We start from the raw sequence: 20,058 nt of genomic DNA, 5'->3' as shown, positions 1-20,058 counted from the left end.
ACTTTGCCGATGGTTCGCGCCAGGATGCGCGCTCAGCGCCAGGCAAGCCGGGCACTCCAGAGCCTACTGACAAACAGGTGAAACATTCGTCGACGCTGACCGGGATTTTACGTCCCGGCGCGGCCTGCTTATCATTGCGCGCCACCCTGTCGCCCGCGAGTGTTTATGCGTCACCTGCTCACCGCCAGAGGCGTGCGAGCTGTTCAAGCGCCAGCCGGTGACGGTGGTGAACTACCTTTAGGGCCTGCGCCTTCCCCGGTCAAGAAAGCCGCTCAGGCTTCGCCCTACCGTTACTTGCTCAAGCCCAAGGCGGGCGGCGTCGCGTTTGTGTTGGCGGCGCCGCTGGAGCGCAAGTGGTCCGGCGCCTGCGGCATTTAGCGAAGCCACTCGGTCACTTGGCGCCCCACACCCCACTCAACGCCTGCAGCGCCGAACCGCCAGCGCCTTGCTGACCAAGGTACTGCAGAATCACCGGCACGAACTGGCTGACCATGGTGCTGTTCATGCCGAGTGCGCTGAAAGCCTTGTTCACGTCACCCATGCTTTGCACGTTGCCCAGAGTACTGTCGAGCGCTGAGTTGCTGCTGCCGGAATTGCCCAGTAGACCGCCAAGGCCACTGAGGCTGCCAAGGGCCGATGTGCCGGCCAGTTGGTCAAGGCCCGGCACCGATTTACTCAACTGCGAAAAGTCGTTGCCGGCGAGCTTGTTCTTGGCCAGCCCCAACAAGGCACCGGTGCCACCAACGGCTTGCTCCGGCGTGACGTTCAATTGCGTGCCCAACGTGTTCAGGAGCCCGGCTGCCTGAGGTGCGGCGGTGGCTTTCTGTTGCCCGCCGGTGGCGTTCGCCACCGCGTTGGCCGCGTCGTTCAGATTGAAAGCGAAGACTGGCGTGGCGGCGAGCACCATGAGGCTCGCCAGCGCAGCACCGCGTACGTGTTTCAGTAAAACATTCATCGCAACAACCTCGTTCTAGCGGAAGACCGGCCATGGCCGGGTAAACACGCGTTGGACCACCCCTCCGAGGGAAGTTCCACCCGGGCCCCTACCGCCCGGCGCTGGTTGCGCCCATGGCCCGCGTCGCGCTCGGCGTCAACGCGAGCGGGCATGCGCTGTAGCGCTCAGGGTTTGCTGACATAGAACAGTCGCTGGGGCTCAAAGGTCCTTGCCAATCGCTGATCTGCAACCGTCGAGCCCGCCTGCAAGCGCCGTTGGCGAATGAACGCGTTATCGAAATGCTCACCATTGTGAAGCTTCTCGCGCAGGCTGATGAGCCGAGTGCCCCCCTGATGATCATCGCCGCGATAAAGGGGTTCGCTGAAGAGGCGGACTTCGGACGCAGGGCTGCCTCGGGTGAACGTCAGCCGAACCTGCGTGATGAGCGCAAAACCCGACAGCCATGGCGACCAGAGCCGGGAGACGTCGGCGGCGAAACATTCACCCGGGGCGAAGTCGGCCTCGCAGTCGGCCAGCACACGATAGGTCGGCGCGACACGCACATGCTGGCGATACGCAGCACGGTATCCGGCCTCGCACACCGGCGGCGCCATCCCGGCCCAGATGCAGGCGTTCGGATTTTCGAAGAAGAGCTCTGTTGACGACCAGTTGGGTGCGTCAGACGCCAGGTGAGCGCTCGTCAGCGTGGCAGGGAAGAGAATGAGGGGCATCGCGACGAGCACATGAATCGAGGTTCTGACCAGACAGGCAAACATGCATGACCCACCACGTGAAAAACGGGGCGGACAAATAGCATGGGAAAAAGACTCTCGAAACAAGGTGGAATGGAATTCAAACGTTCCTCAAGCACTTTCAGAAATGCCCTACACCGGCTGTGCGAGAGGCCTACGTCATGCATAAAAAAAAGCGACCCGAAGGTCGCCTTTTAGCCAATCGTCAGACCATCACGCCGCACTGAACAACTTGTGCGGATCGATGACGAATTTCTTCGGTACACCGGCATCGAATTCGCCGTAACCGCGCGGAGCGTCTTCGAGGCTGATGACTTCCACGCCCACCACATCGGCAATGTTGATGCGGTCCCACATGATGGCCTGCATCAGTTGCCGGTTGTACTTCATGACCGGGGTCTGGCCGGTGTGGAAGCTGTGGGATTTTGCCCAGCCCAGGCCAAAACGGATGCTCAGTGCGCCCATCTTGGCCGCAGCGTCTACAGCGCCCGGGTCTTCCGTCACGTACAGCCCCGGAATGCCAATCTTGCCCGCAACGCGAACCACGCCCATCAACGAGTTGAGTACCGTGGCGGGCGCTTCGGCCTTGGCGCCACTGTGTCCGTGACCGCGGGCCTCGAAGCCCACGGCATCGACGGCGCAATCCACTTCGGGCTCGCCCAGCAGATCGGCGATCTGCTCGTGCAGCGGCGTGTCCTTGGACAGGTCGGCAATCTCGAAACCCTGGGCCTTGGCGTGGGCCAGACGCACAGGATTGACGTCACCGACGATGACGACTGCCGCGCCCAGCAAGCGTGCTGAAGCCGCCGCGGCGAGACCCACGGGGCCTGCGCCGGCAATGTACACCGAGCTGCCAGGACCCACCCCGGCAGTGACCGCGCCGTGATAACCGGTTGGCAGGATGTCGGAAAGGCACGTCAGGTCGCGGATCTTCGACATCGCCTTGTCGCGATCGGGAAGCTTGAGAAGGTTGAAGTCGGCGTACGGCACGAGCACGTATTCGGCTTGCCCGCCGGTCCAGTCGCCCATGTCGACATAACCGTAGGCACCGCCGGCACGGGCCGGGTTGACCGTCAGGCAGACGCCGGTGTGTTGTTCTTTGCAGGAGCGGCAACGGCCGCAAGCGACGTTGAAAGGCACAGACACTAGATCGCCGATCTTGAGGTTCTCGACGTCGCTGCCTTTTTCGATCACTTCACCGGTGATTTCATGGCCGAGTACGAGGCCGACCTGGGCAGTCGTCCGGCCACGCACCATGTGTTGATCGGAGCCACAAATGTTGGTGGAAACCACGCGCAAGATCACCCCGTGCTCGATCTTCTTGCCGCGCGGGTCCTGCATCTTGGGATAGTCAATTTTTTGTACTTCGACCTTGCCCGCGCCGAGATACACCACACCACGATTACCAGACATGCCATCACCTCTTTATTTATTGTTGGAGAGAGAGTGGATCAGGTTTCGAGCGGCAAGCTGCACGCCGCAAGAAGTGTGCACACCGCCTTTTCTTGCGGCTTGAAGCTTGAAGCTTGCAACGACCAACTACAGCACCACCGTCCTGTTGGCATTGAGAAAAACACGCCGCTCAATGTGGTAACCGACAGCTCGTGCCAGGGTGAGACCTTCGATGTCCCGGCCCTTGGCGATCAGGTCTTCGGGGTAGTGGCTGTGATCCACCACTTCGACGCCCTGGGCGATGATTGGCCCTTCGTCGAGGTCGTTGTTGATGTAATGCGCCGTCGCGCCGACCAGTTTCACGCCCTTGTTATAGGCCTGATGGTAGGGCTTGGCGCCCTTGAACCCGGGCAGCAACGAGTGATGAATGTTGATCGCCTTGCCGCCCAGCTTGCGGCACAGCTCCGGCGACAGCACTTGCATGTAGCGGGCGAGCACCACCAGTTCGGCGCCGGTCTCTTCGATCACCTTCAACACCTTCGCTTCCTGTGCCGGTTTGTCGTTGGGGTCGAGGGGGAAATGGTAGTAGGGAATCTCGTGCCAGCGTGCCAGCGGTTCAAGATCCGGGTGGTTGGAGACAACGGCGACCACGTCCATCGACAGCTGATTAATGCGCTGGCGATACAGCAGATCGTTGAGGCAGTGGTCGGCCTTGGAGACCATGATTACCACCTTCGGACGGTAATTCGGGGCGGTCAGCTCGAAGATCATGCCGAACAATTCGCCGCGTTCGGCCAGGCCTGCACGGAAGGAGGCTTCGTTAAATCCCTCCGGCTGACGGAACTCGACGCGAATGAAGAAGCGGCTGGACAACCGGTCGTCAAACGAATGGTGCTCAGTGACGTAACAGCCCTGCTCGAAGAGATAACGCGTCACCGCGTCCACCGTGCCCAAAACGCTGGGGCAGTCGGCAGTCAGAATCCAGGTGTCGGGGGCGCGGCTCATATTTATTCCTTAATCGTTCTCACGCTCTGCGTGGGAATGCGGTTCAGGACGCTCCGCGTCCATTGTCGAGTGACGCGAAGCGTCACGGCCGGCGTTACCACGCGGAGCGTGGGAACGATCCGCGTGTGGCTAACCCGGCATCAGGCGGCAACGCCCAAACCGTACTCTGCGCTAGCATCCTGCAACCATAGCCACCAGTAATCGGCGAAGCTGCGGCGTATCACCAGCTCCCAGGTCTCTTCGCCGGTACGGCGGATCACCAGCTGCGATTTGGCGAAGACCGTACCGATGGCCTTGCCCACCGGAAAGTTATCCGGGTGCACGTCGTAGCTAGTGGACTTCATCAGCACTTCGCGGACTTTCGAGCCGGTCAGCTCCAGCAACGACTGTCCGCCGCTGACATTGACGATAGCGATGTGCAAACCGGCGAGTGCTTCGCGCAGCGTCTGCTCGACGGCGAATTCTTCACCGGTCGGCACGATCACCAGCCACTCATCCGGGCCAAGCCACTGAATCGAGCTGTCGCCGCTGGACACCAGCGTCAGCGCCGCCGGCAGTTCCATCCCCAGCGCCTTGTGCACGCCCGCCGCAAACGCCGGGTCGTGGCCGCTGCCCCGGAGGGTCAGGTGGCCGAGCAGTTTTTTCTCCCGCAGCACGACGCCCGGGTTGCTGCGGCCTTTGCCTATCAGGCTCTGAAGGTCCGCATGAAACAGCGGCGACTCGGCCTTGGCGTCAGTCGCGGGCCGCTGTTGGTAAACGTTGGCTGTGGTCATAGAGCACCTGTTGAATTCTGTTGTCCGTGAATGCGAACCTACAAGGAAGCCGTGCGCTGCAGGTGAATTACTCCACGTTCTGCTGATCGCCCTTCGGATCAAAGAACACCGAGGACACAATTTCCGCCTCGATCACCGATCCATCCGCCAGCGGCGCGAACACCCGCTCGCCCATGCGCTTGAGCCCGCCCTTCACCACACCCATGGCAAACGAATAGCCCAGCGAGTTCGCCGCATAACTCGACGTCACGTGGCCCACCATCTTCATCGGGATGGCCTGCTTCGGATCGAACACCAGCTGTGCGCCTTCCGGCAGCCACTTGTCCGGATCAACAGGCTTGAGGCCTACGAGCTGCTTGCGGTCTTCCCGCACACAATCCTCACGATTCATGCCGCGTTGGCCGATCCACGAGAAGGGTTTGGTACGGCCGACACACCAACCCATGTTCAGATCGTCCGGCGTCATCGAGCCATCCGTGTCCTGGCCGACGATGATGAAGCCCTTCTCAGCCCGCAGCACGTGCATGGTTTCGGTGCCATACGGGGTCAGGTTGTACGCCTTGCCAGCCTCGGCGATCTTTTCCAGAACCCCCATGGCGTAATCCGCCTGGATGTTCACTTCGTAGGAAAGCTCACCGGTGAACGAAATCCGGAACACACGCGCTGGCACACCCGCCACGAGACCTTCTCTCCAGGTCATGAACGGGAACGCTTCACGGCCCAGGTCGATGTCAGTCACTTCGCTGAGCAGCTTGCGGCTGTTCGGGCCCGACAGCGTCAGGGTCGCGTAGTGGTCGGTGACCGAAGTGAAGTACACCTTAAGGTCCGGCCATTCGGTCTGCTGATAGATTTCCAGCCACTGCAGCACGCGTGCAGCGCCACCGGTGGTGGTGGTCATGATGAAATGGTTGTCGGCGATGCAGGCGGTCACGCCGTCGTCGAAGACCATGCCGTCTTCCTTGCACATCAGGCCGTAACGCGCCTTGCCCACATCGAGCTTGGTCCAGGCATTGGTGTAGATGCGGTTCAGGAATTCCCGTGCGTCCGGGCCCTGAATGTCGATTTTGCCCAGCGTCGAAGCGTCCAGAAGACCGACGCTGTCGCGCACGGCCTTGCACTCCCGGCGCACCGCCGCGTGGATGTCTTCGCCGGCTTTAGGGAAATACCATGGCCGTTTCCACTGTCCGACGTCTTCGAATTCGGCGCCGTTCTTCACGTGCCAGGCGTGCAGCGCGGTGAAGCGCACCGGCTCGAAGATGTGGCCGCAGTGGCGTCCGGCAATGGCGCCGAAGGTCACCGGCGTGTAGTTCGGACGGAACATGGTGGTGCCCATTTCCGGGATCGAAACGTTCAGCGAGCGCGCGGCAATGGCCAGCCCGTTGACGTTGCCCAGCTTGCCCTGGTCGGTACCGAAACCCAGTGCGGTGTAGCGTTTGACGTGCTCGACGGACTCAAACCCCTCGCGGGTGGCGAGCTCGATGGCCGCCGCGGTGACGTCGTTCTGCAAGTCAACGAATTGCTTCGGCGCGCGTGCGGTGCCTTTCTCGTGCGGGACCTGGAACAGCGCCAGGGTCGGTTCTTCGACACGGCTCAACGCTTTCGGCAGGACGCCTTCAACCGGTTTGAAGCCGGCTTCACTGGCGGCACGCACGCCGCCTTCAAAGCCATCGGCCAGCGAATCGCCCAAGGCGTAGACGCCGTTCACACCACCGACACAAACACGTTTCTGCGGTGCTTCGCCCGGCACAAAACCGAGGATGTCTTCGCGCCAGACCGGCTTGCCGCCCAGGTGCGAGGCCAGATGAACGATCGGGCTGTAGCCACCGGAGCTGGCGACCAGATCGCAGTCCAGCCATTCGCCAGGGCTCGCAACCCTGTGCGCTTTGACGTCGATGGCCGCAACACGAGCGGCGCTGACGCGCTTGCTGCCACGGGCCTCCACCACAGCGCTGCCGGTGAGGATGCGAATGCCTTTGGCACGGGCTTCTTCTACCAACGCACCGCGCGGGTTGTGCCGCGCATCGGCGACAGCCACCACGTGCAGGCCGGCGTCGAGCCAGTCCAGGGCCACGCGATAGGCGTAATCGTTGTTGGTCGACAACACCAGCTTCTTCCCCGGCGCCACGCCATAACGGCGCACGTAAGTGGAAACCGCGCCAGCCAGCATGTTGCCCGGCACGTCGTTGTTGCCGTAGACCAGCGGACGCTCGTGGGTGCCGGTCGCCAGCACCACACGCTTGGCGCGAACCCGGTGCATGCGCTGACGCACCTGGCCAATCGGTGCGCGGTCGCCCAAGTGATCGGTCAGCCTCTCGTGAATGGTCAGGAAATTGTGGTCGTGATAGCCGTTCACCGTGGCGCGCGGCAACAGCGTCACGTTGGCCAGGCCTTTCAGTTCGGCCACCACCGTCGCCACCCATTCGGCCGCCGGCTTGCCGTCCAGGCTTTCGCGGCTGTCCAACAGGCTTCCGCCGAATTCTTCCTGCTCGTCCGCCACGATCACCCGCGCACCGCTGCGCCCTGCCGCCAGTGCTGCGGCCAGACCTGCAGGCCCGGCACCGACCACCAGCACGTCGCAGTGCCGGTTCATGTTGTCGTAGGTGTCCGGATCCAGTTCAGTCGGCGAACGCCCGAGGCCCGCCGCTTTACGGATGTACTTTTCGTAGGTCATCCAGAACGATTGCGGGTACATGAAGGTTTTGTAGTAGAAGCCCGGCGGCATCAGCTTGCCGCCGACCTTGCCCAGAATGCCCATCATGTCGGTGTTCACGCTCGGCCAGCCGTTGGTGCTGGTTGCGACGAGGCCCGAGTACAACGCCTGCTGCGTGGCGCGCACGTTGGGGATCTGCGTGGCTTCGGTGGCGCCGATCTGCAGCACGGCATTGGGCTCTTCAGACCCTGCGGCAAAGATCCCGCGGGGGCGTGAATATTTGAAGCTGCGGCCGATGATGTCGACGCCGTTGGCGAGCAGGGCAGCGGCCAGCGTGTCGCCTTCGAAGCCCTGATACGTCTGGCCATTGAAGTTGAAATTCAGGACCTTGCTGCGGTCGATGCGGCCGCCGTTGGGCAGGCGATTGGACTGGCTCATACCTGATCTCCCTTTCTGATCGCAGGCACTGGATTGACGAACTGCGGCTGCGTGCCGATCAGATAGGTTTCGAGAATTTCATAGGTGACGGTGTCACGCGTGGTGTTGAAGTACTGACGGCAACCCGCTGCATGTATCCACAACTCGTGGTGCAGGCCGCGTGGGTTGTCGCGGAAGAACATGTAGTCGCCCCACTCCTCGTCGGTGCAGGCAGCCGGGTCCAGCGGACGCGGAATATGGGCCTGACCGGAGACGTGGAACTCCTCTTCGGAGCGCAGTTCGCCACAGTGAGGACAGAAGATGTGCAACATGGGATTTCTCCTGTTAGTGGGCTACTGCTGCAGCGCCGTGTTCATCGATCAATGCGCCGTTGTGGAACCGGTCGATTGAGAAGGGTTTGGCCAGCGGGTGCATCTCGCCTTTCGCCAGACTGGCGGCAAACACGTTGCCCGAGCCCGGCGTGGCCTTGAAGCCACCGGTGCCCCAACCGCAATTGAAAAACAGGTTCGCCACTGGGGTTTTGGAGATGATCGGGCAGGCGTCCGGCGTGGTGTCGACGATGCCGCCCCATTGCCGGTTCATGCGCACGCGCGACAGCACCGGGAACATCTCGACGATCGCCTGGATGGTGTGTTCGATCACCGGATAAGAGCCGCGCTGACCATAGCCGAGCCAGCTGTCGATGCCCGCACCGATGACCAGGTCGCCCTTGTCGGATTGGCTGATGTAGCCGTGTACGGCGTTGGACATGATCACGCTGTCGATGATGGGTTTGATCGGCTCGGACACCAGCGCTTGCAGCGGATGGGATTCGACCGGCAGTCGGAAGCCGGCGAGCTTGGCCATGTGCCCGGAGTTACCGGCCGTCACCACGCCGACGCGCTTGGCACCGATGAATCCCTTGTTGGTTTCGACGCCGATGCACACGCCGTTTTCCTTGCGAAAGCCGGTCACTTCGGTTTGCTGAATCAGGTCCACGCCCAGTGCATCGGCCGCTCGGGCAAAGCCCCAGGCCACGGCGTCGTGACGCGCTACACCGCCGCGACGTTGCACCGTCGCACCGATGATCGGGTAACGGGTATTTTTCGAGCAATCCAGGTAAGGAATCTCGTCAGCCACTTGCTTGCCGTTGAGCAATTCGCCATCCACGCCGTTGAGGCGGTTGGCGCTGACGCGGCGTTCGGAATCACGCATGTCCTGCAGGGTGTGGCACAGGTTGTAGACGCCGCGCTGGGAAAACATGACGTTGTAGTTGAGGTCCTGAGACAGGCCTTCCCACAGCTTCATCGCGTGTTCGTAAAGGTGTGCGGATTCATCCCACAGGTAGTTGGAACGCACAATGGTGGTGTTGCGCGCAGTGTTGCCACCGCCCAACCAGCCCTTTTCAACCACGGCGACGTTGGTGATGCCGTGTTCCTTTGCCAGGTAATAGGCCGTTGCCAGGCCGTGCCCGCCGCCTCCGACAATCACGACGTCATAGACCTTCTTAGGCGTCGGTGTGCGCCACATCCGCTGCCAGTTTTCGTGGTGGCTGAGGGAGTGTTTGAAAAGGCCAAAGCCCGAGTAATGCTGCATGGTGCGACTCCTGACTCAGCGGTAAACCGGAAAATCGGCGCACAGCGCGGCGACCTGGCCCGCAACATTGGCCTCGACATCGGCGTCGCCGAGGTTGTCGAGGATGTCGCAGATCCAGCCGGCCAGCGTGATGCACTGGGTAACTTTGAAACCGCGCGTGGTCACGGCCGGGGTGCCGATGCGCAGGCCCGACGTCACGAAGGGCGACTGCGGATCGTTCGGCACGGCGTTCTTGTTCACGGTGATGTGCGAGCGACCCAGTGCCGCGTCGGCATCTTTCCCGGTCAGGCCCTGGCGAATCAGACTGACGAGGAACAAGTGGTTATCCGTCCCGCCCGAAACGACGTCGTAACCACGATCGATGAACACCTGTGCCATGGCCTGGGCGTTGTCGATCACCTGTTGTTGATAGGCTTTGAACCCCGGCTCCATGGCTTCTTTAAAGCACACAGCCTTGCCGGCAATCACGTGCATCAGGGGGCCGCCCTGGGCACCCGGGAACACGGCGGAATTGAGCTTTTTCTCGATCTCTTCGTTGGCCTTGGCCAGGATCAAGCCGCCACGCGGACCGCGCAGGGTTTTGTGGGTGGTGGTGGTGACCACATCGGCGTAGGGCAGCGGGTTCGGGTACAAGCCGGCAGCGACCAGACCGGCCACGTGCGCCATATCGACGAACAGCAGCGCGCCCACTTTGTCGGCAATCTCCCGAAAGCGCGGGAAATCCAGGGTTTTGGAATAGGCCGAGAAACCGGCGACGATCATCTTTGGTTTGTGCTCGACGGCGAGTCGCTCGACTTCGTCGTAATCGATCAGGCCGGTGGCCACATCAATGCCGTATTGAACGGCGTTGTACAGCTTGCCCGAAGACGACACTTTGGCGCCGTGGGTCAGGTGACCGCCGTGGGCGAGGCTCATGCCCAGGAGGGTGTCGCCCGCCTGCAGCAGTGCCAGGTAAACCGCGCTGTTGGCCGACGAACCGGAGTGCGGCTGAACGTTGGCGTAGTCGGCGCCAAACAGCTGCTTGGCGCGATCAATCGCCAACTGCTCGACCTTGTCGACATGCTCGCAGCCGCCGTAGTAACGCTTGCCGGGATACCCCTCGGCGTACTTGTTGGTCAGGCCGCTGCCCTGGGCCTGCATCACGCGCTTGCTGGTGTAGTTCTCCGAGGCGATCAGCTCAACGTGGTCTTCCTGACGCTGCTCTTCGGCACTCATCGCCGCCAACAGTGCATCGTCGTAACCCTGGATCTGGTCTTGCTTGCTGAACATCGCGGTTCTCCCAGCGGCGGCGCGGCGCCTGAATGATCGACAGGGCAACGAACCGCCCTTTGGCCACGATGGTAGGGCTGACGCCAAGCGCCCAGATGCCTGCGCACGCCACACAAAGGCGCGTTTACGACATAGGGTGATGGGCACGGGGATTTGCGCTGTTCTGCGGGGCGTGAAAACAAAAATCCCCGGACGAGGCCGGGGATTCGGGGGGATCAATGTCGCAATCAGACCGGTCTTGCAGGCAGCAACCCATCTGCCCTGAACATACCGCGAATGCCGCGAACAGCCTGACGAATGCGGTCCTGATTCTCGATCAGGGCGAAGCGTACGTGGTCGTCGCCGTATTCACCAAAACCGACACCGGGGGAAACGCAGACCTTGGCTTCGGCCAGCAGCTTTTTGGCGAATTCCAGTGATCCCAAATGCGCGTAGGCATCGGGAATCTTCGCCCAGACGTACATTGACGCTTTCGGGTTTTCAACCATCCAGCCCAGTTCGTGCAGACCTTTGACCAGCACGTTACGGCGCTGGCGGTATTGCTCGGCGATGTCGAGCACGCACTGTTGATCACCTTCCAGCGCAGCGATGGCGGCTACCTGCAGTGGCGTGAAGGTGCCGTAGTCGTGGTAGCTCTTGATCCGCGCCAGCGCGTTGACCAGTTCGGGGTTCCCGACCATGAAGCCGATGCGCCAGCCCGCCATGTTGTAGCTCTTGGACAGGGTGAAAAACTCCACCGCGATGTCCTTGGCGCCGGGGACCTGCATGATCGACGGCGCTTTCCAGCCGTCATAGACGATGTCGGCGTAAGCCAGATCATGAACTACCAGTACGTCGTACTGTTTGGCGAGGGCGACGACGCGCTCGAAGAAATCAAGCTCGACGCACTGAGCGGTCGGGTTGGACGGGAAACCCAGGATCATCATTTTCGGCTTGGGGATCGAGCCGCGAATGGCTTTCTCCAACTCGGCGAAGAAGTCCACGCCCGGCACCAGCGGCACGGAGCGCACCTGGGCGCCGGCGATGACGGCGCCGTAGATGTGAATCGGGTAACTGGGGTTCGGCACCAGAACGGTGTCGCCCTGATCCAGCGTGGCGAGCATCAAATGCGCCAGACCTTCTTTGGAGCCGATGGTGACGATGGCTTCGTCTTCCGGGTCGATGTCGACGTCATAACGTTTTTTGTACCAGTTGGAGATCGCCCGACGCAGACGCGGGATGCCACGCGAAGTCGAGTAGCCGTGAGTGTCTTCACGTTGGGCGACGGTGACCAGTTTCTCGACGATGTGCGGCGGCGTTGCCCCATCGGGGTTGCCCATGCTCAGGTCGATGATGTCCTCACCACGACGACGAGCAGCCATTTTCAGCTCGGCGGTGATGTTTAACACGTAAGGGGGGAGTCGATCAATGCGCGCAAAGCGGCGCGGCGAACCTTGGTCTGCCATGGAAACCTCTGAAGACGTAAGCGCCCGGAACCGTCCGAGCGACGCTGGCCACTGCGGTGGCCTGAGGCGGAAGATACGGGCGGGAATAGCGCTTTGTCTACACCGACACCGCGAAACTGATGGTGCTCACCCTGCCTCTTCCCGGCTGAAGCCGGTCTTACTGGATGATCACGGTCCGATAGTAGGACTGGCTTTAGCCGGGAAGGCGTCGGGCGTTACGCTGCAAAACTGATGGCGTCCACACCGGCCTCTTCCCGGCTGCAGCCGGTCCCACTGATTCACCGTATCTGGCCGGGGGATCGTCTTAACCGGCAAGCAAGGCACGCAGCCCGAACAACAGCAAAAAATGCACCGGATAAATCAGGTAAGCCCAGCGCCGCATCGGCCAGACGCTGAATGCAGGGCGGCTGCGAAGCATTGCTAATCCGAGCAGTGGCGCCAGCAGGCAAGCCGCCAGTGCGCCGATGGAAATAGGATCGCCCCACGTCATGCCGTCGATGATTTTCGGCCACTCGTTGCTCAACAAGCAGACGATCCCCGGCACGATTGCCAGCCATAACGAGGTGCGTAGGACGAGCACGAACGCCAGCGGCAGAAGGACCCCATACGCCCCAAACATCAATTCCGGTCCGAACGCGACACCCACACCCAACGCGGCGATACCAAGCATCCTCGCCGGCCATGAGCGACTCAATGCACCCTGCGCCGCCAGCAAACCCAACGTCAGCGTCGGCAGGACATTGAGAGTGGTGACCTCCCCGGCCATGTAAATCCGGTAGGGCAGCTCAGCGAGCACGGAAAACACCGCCAGCCAGGCCAGGTATTTCCACCGAATCGAAGGCTCGGCATCACGCCGGCCACTGCGCACGACATTCACCGCAATCGCCAGGCAAAACCACGGGAACGCCAGACGCCCCGGTACGTACAGCCAATTGGCGTGCCAGCCGACATAGCGCAGGTGATCCATCACCATGCTCAGCATCGCCAGCCACTTGAGCAGGTCCAACGCGCGATCTCGCACGGGTGCGGTCGTTGATTTCGGTTCGGTCATATGACTTCGCTGTCTGGCTGAATTTTCTGACGCAAGAATGCATGACCAAACCGATCAATCTTGGTTACAGTCGCAGCCTTCGATTACAGGGAACCGGCCATGTCAGACCAAAGCCAGCAGTTTGCCAGCGACAACTATTCGGGAATCTGCCCGGAAGCGTGGGCGGCCATGGAGCAAGCCAACCACGGGCACCAGCGTGCCTACGGTGACGACCAATGGACAGCGCGCGCGGCCGATCAATTCCGTCAGTTGTTCGAAACAGACTGCGAGGTGTTTTTTGCCTTCAACGGCACGGCGGCCAACTCCCTGGCGCTGTCCTCGCTCTGCCAGAGTTACCACAGCGTGATCTGCTCGGAAACCGCCCACGTCGAGACGGACGAATGCGGCGCGCCGGAATTCTTCTCCAACGGCTCGAAGCTGCTGACCGCTCGCAGCGAGAACGGCAAGCTGACGCCTGATTCCATTCGTGAAGTCGCGCTCAAACGCGCCGATATCCACTATCCCAAACCGCGCGTCGTCACGCTGACCCAAGCCACGGAAGTGGGCAGCGTGTATCTGCCGCAAGAACTGAAAGCCATCAGCGAGACCTGCAAGGAGCTGGGCCTGAACCTGCACATGGACGGCGCCCGCTTTGCCAATGCCTGCGCGTTCCTGGGCTGCTCGCCTGCAGAACTGACCTGGAAGGCCGGCGTTGATGTGCTGTGTTTCGGTGGCACCAAAAACGGCATGGCAGTGGGCGAGGCGATTCTGTTCTTCAATCACGCCCTCGCCGAAGACTTCGACTATCGCTGCAAACAGGCCGGCCAGCTGGCCTCAAAGATGCGTTTTCTGTCGGCGCCGTGGGTGGGTTTGCTGGAAAACGACGCGTGGCTCAAACACGCGCGCCACGCCAACAGCTGCGCGCAGTTGCTGGCTGATCTGGTGAAAGACATTCCTGGCGTGGATCTGATGTTCCCCGTGCAGGCCAATGGGGTTTTCCTGCAACTGTCGGAAGCCGCCATTGCCGCGCTGACCGCGAGAGGCTGGCGCTTTTACACCTTCATTGGCAACGGCGGCGCCCGCTTCATGTGCTCGTGGGACACCGAAGAAGCCCGCATACGAGAGCTGGCCGCGGACATTCGCCTGGTGATGAGCAGCTGACTGACACGATCAGCTTCGAAACAGTGAATCAACCCTGAGCAATCACCTTCTCGATCACCTCGACCGTCGCGCTGACCTTGGCTTCATAAAGGCTCAGCGCTTGGGCGTGTTGCTGCTTGAGTTCGATTTGCTTTGAGCACAGGTTCAGTGCCGCCAGCACCAGCAGACGGTCGCCGATCAACGTCGGGTAACTGCGCTTGGTTTCGAACAGCGCCGATTTCAGCATCGACACCGCATCCATCAAGGTCTGCTCTTGCCCGGCAGGTGCCTTGATCGTGTAGTCGTTGCCAAGGATGGAAATAACCTTGGCGCCGTCCTGATCAGTGATCATGCGTCAACCGCACTGACACGGGTGGCGCGATCAACCAGCGCTTGAATGCGCGCAGCCGTAGCGCCTTGCTTCTCTTCCTGCTCCATCAGACTCAACTGCAGACTGTCGTTGTCATCCCGGGCTTGCTTCAACTCTTCGGCGAGTTGCGCGTTCGTGTTCTGCAGCTCCTGATTATGCTGCACCAGGTCACTGACGAGCTTTTCCAACTGGCTTAGGGATGCTTCCAACATTTTGATATCTCGGGCAAATTTCAAAGGGCGCGTACGATAAAGAAAAGTCACTTTAGCTACCAGTGAAATCAGGGCATTCACGCCACTACACCGAACAACAAGCCTCTCAACCGCTTCTATTCCGCAAACGCATAACGGCCCTGATTGACTACGTTTTCGCGATCTTGTTCCTGCTGTTCGTCAGTTCATTGGCTGCGACATAACCGCACAGCGCAGACCAGCGGCATCAAGTCCCCGTGAGGCCGACCGATAACCCGTGCATCTCTGTCGTTTCTATCTTTCGCCTCGCATGGATCGCGGCCTCTCTGGAACCGTAATGTCCCTACGTAATCTGAATATCGCGCCCCGCGCCTTTCTCGGTTTTTCCGTCATCGGCCTGCTCATGCTTGTCCTGGGCATCTTCGCCCTGTCGCAGATGGACAAGATCAACAGCGCCAACGTGGTCATGGCCACCAACAGCATGCCCAGCATCAAGGCCCTGGATAAATTGACCGAAGGCAGCATCCGTCTGCGCGTTCTCTCCTATCGCCTGATGCTTAACCGCGACCCTGACACGTTGCAGAAAACCAACGAACTGCTGGCCATGCGCAACAAGCAGATCGACGATGCCCGTGCGGTCTACGTCAAACTGATTTCCGCGCCTGAAGAACAATCGGCCTACGACCAGTACCTGCAACTGCTTAACGATTATCGCCAGCTCGAAAACCGCATGAAGTCGCTGAGTCAGGCCAACGACATGACCGAGCTGACCCGCCTGCTCAACGCCGATCTGCAAACCAACTCGGATCAGATGAATGTAGTGCTCGGCAAGCTGGTTGAAATCAACACGCGGCAGCTGAACGAAGCCAGTGCCAACGCGACTCAGCAGTACTCGTCGGCGTTCACGATGGTCGTCACGCTGCTGATCATTGCCACTGCGCTGACCTTACTGTTCGCCTGGTTGCTGACCAACAGCATCACCCGCCCTATCGCTTCGGCACTGAACGCCGCTGAGGACATCGCCGAAGGCGACCTGACCCGCACCATTACCGTAGACGGTACTGACGAAGCGGGCCGCTTGCTGGCCGCGATGCTGAAGATGCAGTCCAAGCTGCGTGACACCCTGCAACGCATTTCAGGTTCGGCCACGCAGCTTGCCTCGGCAGCCGAAGAGCTGAACGCCGTCACCGACGAAAGCGCGCGCGGCTTGTCCCAGCAGAACAACGAAATCGAACAGGCCGCCACCGCCGTCAACCAGATGACCAGCGCCGTGGAAGAAGTCGCACGTAACGCCGTGAGCACATCGGAAGCCTCTAAGAACGCCACCACTTCCGCCAGCGATGGCCGCGATCTGGTGCAGGAAACCGTCAGCGCCATCGAACGCATGAGCAACGACGTGCAGAGCACCTCCACCTTGATCGGCAACCTGGCGGACGAATCCCGTGACATCGGCAAAGTGCTGGATGTGATTCGCGGTCTGGCGGATCAGACCAACCTGCTGGCGCTCAACGCCGCCATCGAAGCGGCCCGTGCCGGTGAAGCCGGTCGCGGGTTTGCCGTGGTCGCCGACGAAGTTCGCGCCCTCGCCCACCGCACCCAGCAATCGACCAGCGAAATCGAACGCATGATCGGCAGTATCCAGGGCGGCACCGAACAGGCCGTGAATTCCATGCGCAGCAGCACTGAGCGTGCGGAATCGACCCTGAACATCGCCAAAGGCGCAGGCCTTGCGCTGGACACCATTAACAGCGCGGTTGTGGAAATCAACGAACGCAACCTGGTCATCGCCAGCGCGGCGGAAGAGCAGGCGCAAGTTGCGCGGGAAGTGGACCGCAACCTGGTCAACATCCGCGACCTGTCGACTCAATCTGCGACAGGTGCCAATCAGACCAGCGCTGCGAGCAACGAGCTGTCGCGTCTGGCCGTGGACCTGAACGGCATGGTTGCGCGCTTCAAAGTGTAACCAGCGTTACCCAGGCCGACTCGAGACCGGGTCGGCCCTCTGGCGCACTTGGCGCTCCTCCTCATACCCGAAACTCAGTACTCGATGCGCACGTCGCCCTTCGGCACGCTGCAACAGGACAGGATGTAGCCCTCTTCGACGTCGTCATCGGTGATGCCACCGTTGTGTTCCATTTCGACCTCGCCGCTCAGCTTCATCACCTTGCAGGTGCCGCAGATGCCCATCCCGCACGCCTTGGGAATCATCAGGCCCAGCTTGGCAGCCGCTGCGTGAACGGTTTCGCCGGGCGCCACGCGAATGCTCTTGCCGGTGTCGGTGAACTCGACCTGATGCAATTCAGCGACATCCAGATCGGGCGCGTCGGCCGCCTGTTCGGCATGCTCCACTGCATCGGCGCGCGCTTCGGGCGGCGTCGCGCCAAACGATTCTTCGTGGTACTGCGCCATGTTAAAACCGTTGGCTTCAAGCAATCGCTTCACGGCGCTCATGTACGGCGTCGGGCCGCAGCAGAACACCTCGCGTTCCATGAAATCCGGCGCCATCAGTTCGAGCATCTTCTGATTCAGATAGCCCCGATAACCCGCCCAAGGCTCACCCAGCCCATGCTTTTCACAGACGATGTGCAGGGCGAAGTTATTGATCCGCGACGCCATCTGTTCAAGTTCGCGGTGGTAAATGATGTCTTTGGGCGAGCGCGAGCTGTGCACGAAGACCATGTCGACGTTGGCGTTGGTGTCGTAGTACCAGCGCGCCATGGACATGACCGGCGTGATACCGACGCCGCCACTGAGGTAGAGGATTTTAGGATTCGGAAAGTCGATGGCGTTGAACAGACCCACCGGGCCATGCACGGCCAGCTCCTGGCCTTCGTGCAACGTGTCGTGCAGCCAGTTTGAAACCTTGCCGCCGGGTACGCGCTTGATGGTGATGGAGAAGCTGTAGGGTACCGAAGGCGAACTGGAAATGGTGTACGAGCGCATGATCGGCACGCCGTCGATTTCCAGCTCCAGGGTGACAAACTGTCCGGGTTTGAAGAAGAACAGAATCGGCTGGTCGGCCATGAAGCAGAACGTGCGTACATCCCACGTTTCCTGGATCACTTTGACGACCCGCACCAGGTGACGGCCGTTGGCCCACGTCTGGGTGTTGACCGGGCTGAGGAAACTCTGGGACATACTCACTCTCCACGGCCGACGGTCGGCCTCTTATGGTGGCGATTCTGCGTAACGCGCGACCCGCCTATTTACCTATCAGCGACATTCACATACTTATGGCGACCAGCCCCGGTCTATAGGGGTCGGGCCGTCGGAAACGGATTCGGCCATGTCGCCCATGGATAAGGTTCTCGTCGCGCCCGGCTCCACACTCGCCGTCAATTGTTTACAGAATCTTTATCCATCCGCCTGAGCGGCAAAATCACTGCTGCCTCGCCCGCTTCGCTACACACCCACCGTATCAGCCACATTCGTAGGCGGCGCCAAGCGCGGCCTGAGGACTTGAAAGATGGACGTCACCGCAACTCTGAGCTTGGGCGATCCGCTGGAACCTGCGCGCAAGGCCACTGCCGAGATGCTGCACACCCGCGAGCGCACTTACTCGCTGCCGCAGCCTTTCTACAGCGATGAGCGGCTGTTTGAAATCGACATGCAGGAAATCTTTCAGAAAGAGTGGCTGATCGCGGGCATGACCTGCGAAGTGCCGGCCAAGGGCAACTTCCTCACCCTGCAGATCGGCAAAAACCCGATTCTGGTCGTCCGTGCACCGGACGGCTCGATCAATGCCTTCCACAACGTCTGCCGCCACCGTGGCTCTCGCCTGTGCACCAAGGAAAAGGGCAAGGTCGCCAAACTCGTGTGTCCGTATCACCAGTGGACGTATGAGCTTGACGGCCGTCTGCTGTATGCGGGCACCGAGATGGGTGCGGACTTCGACATGAAGCAGTTCGGCCTCAAACCGGTGCATTGCAAAGTGGCGGGCGGTTATATTTTCATCAGCATGGCCGTTAACCCGCCCGCTATCGACGCGTTCCTGCAGACACTGAACCACTACATGGAACCGTACGACATGGAGAACACCAAGGTGGCGGTGCAAACCACCCTGGTCGAAAAAGCCAACTGGAAGCTGGTGCTGGAAAACAACCGCGAGTGCTACCACTGCAACGGTTCGCATCCCGAACTGCTGAACACCTTGCTTGAGTGGGACGACGTCACCGACCCGCGTGCCGACCAGGCATTCAAGGACCACGTCGCGGCGTCCGCTGCCGCGTGGGAAGCCGAAAAAATTCCGTTCGCCCACGCCAGCTTTGGCCTGCGCAACCGCATCGTGCGCATGCCGCTGCTCAAGGGCACCGTCTCGATGACGATCGATGGCAAGCAAGGCAGCAAGAAACTGATGGGCCGCATTCAGAATCCGGAACTGGGCTCGATGCGCATCCTGCACTTGCCACACTCATGGAACCACTGCATGGGCGACCACGTAATCGTGTTCACCGTGTGGCCGATCAGCGCGCAGGAAACCGTGGTCACCACCAAATGGCTGGTGCACAAGGATGCCGTCGAAGGCGTGGACTACGACGTCGCACGACTGCGTGAAGTGTGGGACGCCACCAACGACCAGGACCGCCGCCTGGCCGAAGAAAATCAGCGCGGGATCAACTCCGTCGCGTATCAGCCGGGGCCATATTCGAAGACGTATGAGTTCGGGGTGGTGAACTTCATCGACTGGTACAGCGCCAAGCTGCTGGAGAACATGGGCGCCGAGCCAGCTTCGTATTTAAAGGGAGTAGCGGTTAATCACGAGTAAGGTTTAACTGTCGCACTTGAACTGACACCCTCGCGGGCAACCGCGCTTCTGCAGAGGTTCGATCTGTAGCAGCGCGCTTGCCCGCGATGCGTTTTGGATCGGCATCAGCGTTCAAGTGTGCGCTGCATGCCCCCTCTGGTGAAATTACCTGAATATTGGCGGATGAAGTTTCGATTCAAAAAACAGCCTTTCCTACAAAAAATCCTTTGAAAACTCAGTGCTTTTTTAATTCGGCCTACGACACCGCCGAATTATCCTACGAAACGATCAGAAATTTACAGCCTGAACGAACTTGAACGTTTTTGTACGAATGTTATTAATAAAGCACT

At 60.6% G+C, this 20,058-nt stretch carries 17 protein-coding genes and 2 pseudogenes; 5 read left to right on the top strand and 14 right to left on the bottom strand.

The features are described from left to right. Positions 1–190 precede the first annotated feature (190 nt). Positions 191–339: pseudogene (locus VF672_RS11505) on the top strand (acyltransferase); the annotation flags it as partial. A 52-nt stretch (positions 340–391) separates the two neighbouring features. Here the strand turns inward: VF672_RS11505 and VF672_RS11500 are convergent. The 11 genes from VF672_RS11500 to VF672_RS11450 form a co-directional block, all read right to left on the bottom strand. Next, positions 392–955, bottom strand: a complete 564-nt coding sequence (locus VF672_RS11500) for a DUF2780 domain-containing protein (protein WP_331104725.1) — start codon at positions 953–955, stop codon at positions 392–394. A gap of 164 nt (positions 956–1,119) precedes the next feature. Beyond that, the gene (locus tag VF672_RS11495) at positions 1,120–1,665 is read right to left on the bottom strand and encodes a DUF1190 domain-containing protein (protein ID WP_331104724.1); all 546 of its coding nucleotides are present in this window, start codon (positions 1,663–1,665) and stop codon (positions 1,120–1,122) included. 234 nt (positions 1,666–1,899) lie between these two features. Beyond that, positions 1,900–3,099, bottom strand: a complete 1,200-nt coding sequence (gene fdhA, locus VF672_RS11490) for a formaldehyde dehydrogenase, glutathione-independent (RefSeq protein WP_331104723.1) — start codon at positions 3,097–3,099, stop codon at positions 1,900–1,902. Between the two features lie 126 nt (positions 3,100–3,225). Beyond that, on the bottom strand, positions 3,226–4,083 hold the full coding sequence (gene purU, locus VF672_RS11485) for a formyltetrahydrofolate deformylase (RefSeq protein WP_331104722.1): 858 nt from the start codon (positions 4,081–4,083) through the stop codon (positions 3,226–3,228). Positions 4,084–4,223: 140 nt separating this feature from the next. Continuing rightward, complete coding sequence (locus VF672_RS11480; protein WP_331104721.1) at positions 4,224–4,856, bottom strand: sarcosine oxidase subunit gamma; 633 nt, start codon at positions 4,854–4,856, stop codon at positions 4,224–4,226. A gap of 67 nt (positions 4,857–4,923) precedes the next feature. Continuing rightward, positions 4,924–7,944: a sarcosine oxidase subunit alpha gene (locus VF672_RS11475; RefSeq protein WP_331104720.1), complete on the bottom strand. Its 3,021-nt coding sequence runs from the start codon at positions 7,942–7,944 to the stop codon at positions 4,924–4,926. Beyond that, positions 7,941–8,255 carry a sarcosine oxidase subunit delta gene (locus tag VF672_RS11470; protein WP_331104719.1) on the bottom strand — a complete coding sequence of 105 codons (315 nt, stop codon included), beginning with the start codon at positions 8,253–8,255 and terminating at the stop codon, positions 7,941–7,943. Before VF672_RS11470 ends, VF672_RS11475 begins: the two co-directional genes overlap by 4 nt. Before the next feature lie 13 nt (positions 8,256–8,268). After that, positions 8,269–9,519: a sarcosine oxidase subunit beta family protein gene (locus tag VF672_RS11465; RefSeq protein ID WP_331104718.1), complete on the bottom strand. Its 1,251-nt coding sequence runs from the start codon at positions 9,517–9,519 to the stop codon at positions 8,269–8,271. Between the two features lie 15 nt (positions 9,520–9,534). Then, positions 9,535–10,788, bottom strand: a complete 1,254-nt coding sequence (glyA, locus tag VF672_RS11460) for a serine hydroxymethyltransferase (RefSeq protein WP_331104717.1) — start codon at positions 10,786–10,788, stop codon at positions 9,535–9,537. A 227-nt stretch (positions 10,789–11,015) separates the two neighbouring features. Further along, a complete protein-coding gene (gene alaC / locus VF672_RS11455; protein WP_331104716.1) occupies positions 11,016–12,233 on the bottom strand; it encodes an alanine transaminase in 1,218 nt (405 codons plus the stop codon). A 304-nt stretch (positions 12,234–12,537) separates the two neighbouring features. Next, a complete protein-coding gene (locus VF672_RS11450; protein ID WP_331104715.1) occupies positions 12,538–13,284 on the bottom strand; it encodes a TraX family protein in 747 nt (248 codons plus the stop codon). 99 nt (positions 13,285–13,383) lie between these two features. Between VF672_RS11450 and VF672_RS11445 the strand changes: the two genes are divergently transcribed. Beyond that, positions 13,384–14,424 carry a low specificity L-threonine aldolase gene (locus VF672_RS11445; protein ID WP_331104714.1) on the top strand — a complete coding sequence of 347 codons (1,041 nt, stop codon included), beginning with the start codon at positions 13,384–13,386 and terminating at the stop codon, positions 14,422–14,424. Positions 14,425–14,452: 28 nt separating this feature from the next. Here the strand turns inward: VF672_RS11445 and VF672_RS11440 are convergent, their stop codons facing one another. Together VF672_RS11440 and VF672_RS11435 are read right to left on the bottom strand one after the other, a co-directional pair. After that, positions 14,453–14,755: a cell division protein ZapA gene (locus VF672_RS11440; RefSeq protein ID WP_331104713.1), complete on the bottom strand. Its 303-nt coding sequence runs from the start codon at positions 14,753–14,755 to the stop codon at positions 14,453–14,455. Beyond that, on the bottom strand, positions 14,752–14,985 hold the full coding sequence (locus VF672_RS11435) for a hypothetical protein (RefSeq protein WP_331104726.1): 234 nt from the start codon (positions 14,983–14,985) through the stop codon (positions 14,752–14,754). The genes VF672_RS11440 and VF672_RS11435 overlap by 4 nt, the downstream gene beginning before the upstream one ends. Positions 14,986–15,274: 289 nt before the next feature. Between VF672_RS11435 and VF672_RS24590 the strand changes: the two are divergent. Together VF672_RS24590 and VF672_RS24585 are read left to right on the top strand one after the other, a co-directional pair. Further along, positions 15,275–16,072 (top strand): annotated as a pseudogene (locus VF672_RS24590) (MCP four helix bundle domain-containing protein); the annotation flags it as partial. Beyond that, a complete protein-coding gene (locus tag VF672_RS24585; protein WP_414705595.1) occupies positions 16,055–16,927 on the top strand; it encodes a methyl-accepting chemotaxis protein in 873 nt (290 codons plus the stop codon). The pseudogene VF672_RS24590 and the gene VF672_RS24585, both read left to right, overlap by 18 nt. Positions 16,928–17,001: 74 nt before the next feature. On the opposite strand, the gene gbcB is transcribed toward VF672_RS24585, so the two are convergent. Then, entirely contained in the window at positions 17,002–18,102 is a 1,101-nt protein-coding gene (gbcB, locus tag VF672_RS11425; RefSeq protein WP_237251596.1) for a glycine-betaine demethylase subunit GbcB, read from the bottom strand. A gap of 328 nt (positions 18,103–18,430) precedes the next feature. Between gbcB and gbcA the strand changes: the two genes are divergently transcribed. After that, positions 18,431–19,729, top strand: coding sequence for a glycine-betaine demethylase subunit GbcA (gbcA, locus tag VF672_RS11420; protein WP_331104711.1), 1,299 nt, complete (start codon positions 18,431–18,433; stop codon positions 19,727–19,729). The last annotated feature ends 329 nt before the right edge of the window (positions 19,730–20,058 follow it).

It is taken from the genome of Pseudomonas sp., from assembly GCF_036387035.1.
GTDB lineage: Bacteria > Pseudomonadota > Gammaproteobacteria > Pseudomonadales > Pseudomonadaceae > Aquipseudomonas.
This window is presented reverse-complemented; position numbering and strand designations above follow the sequence as displayed.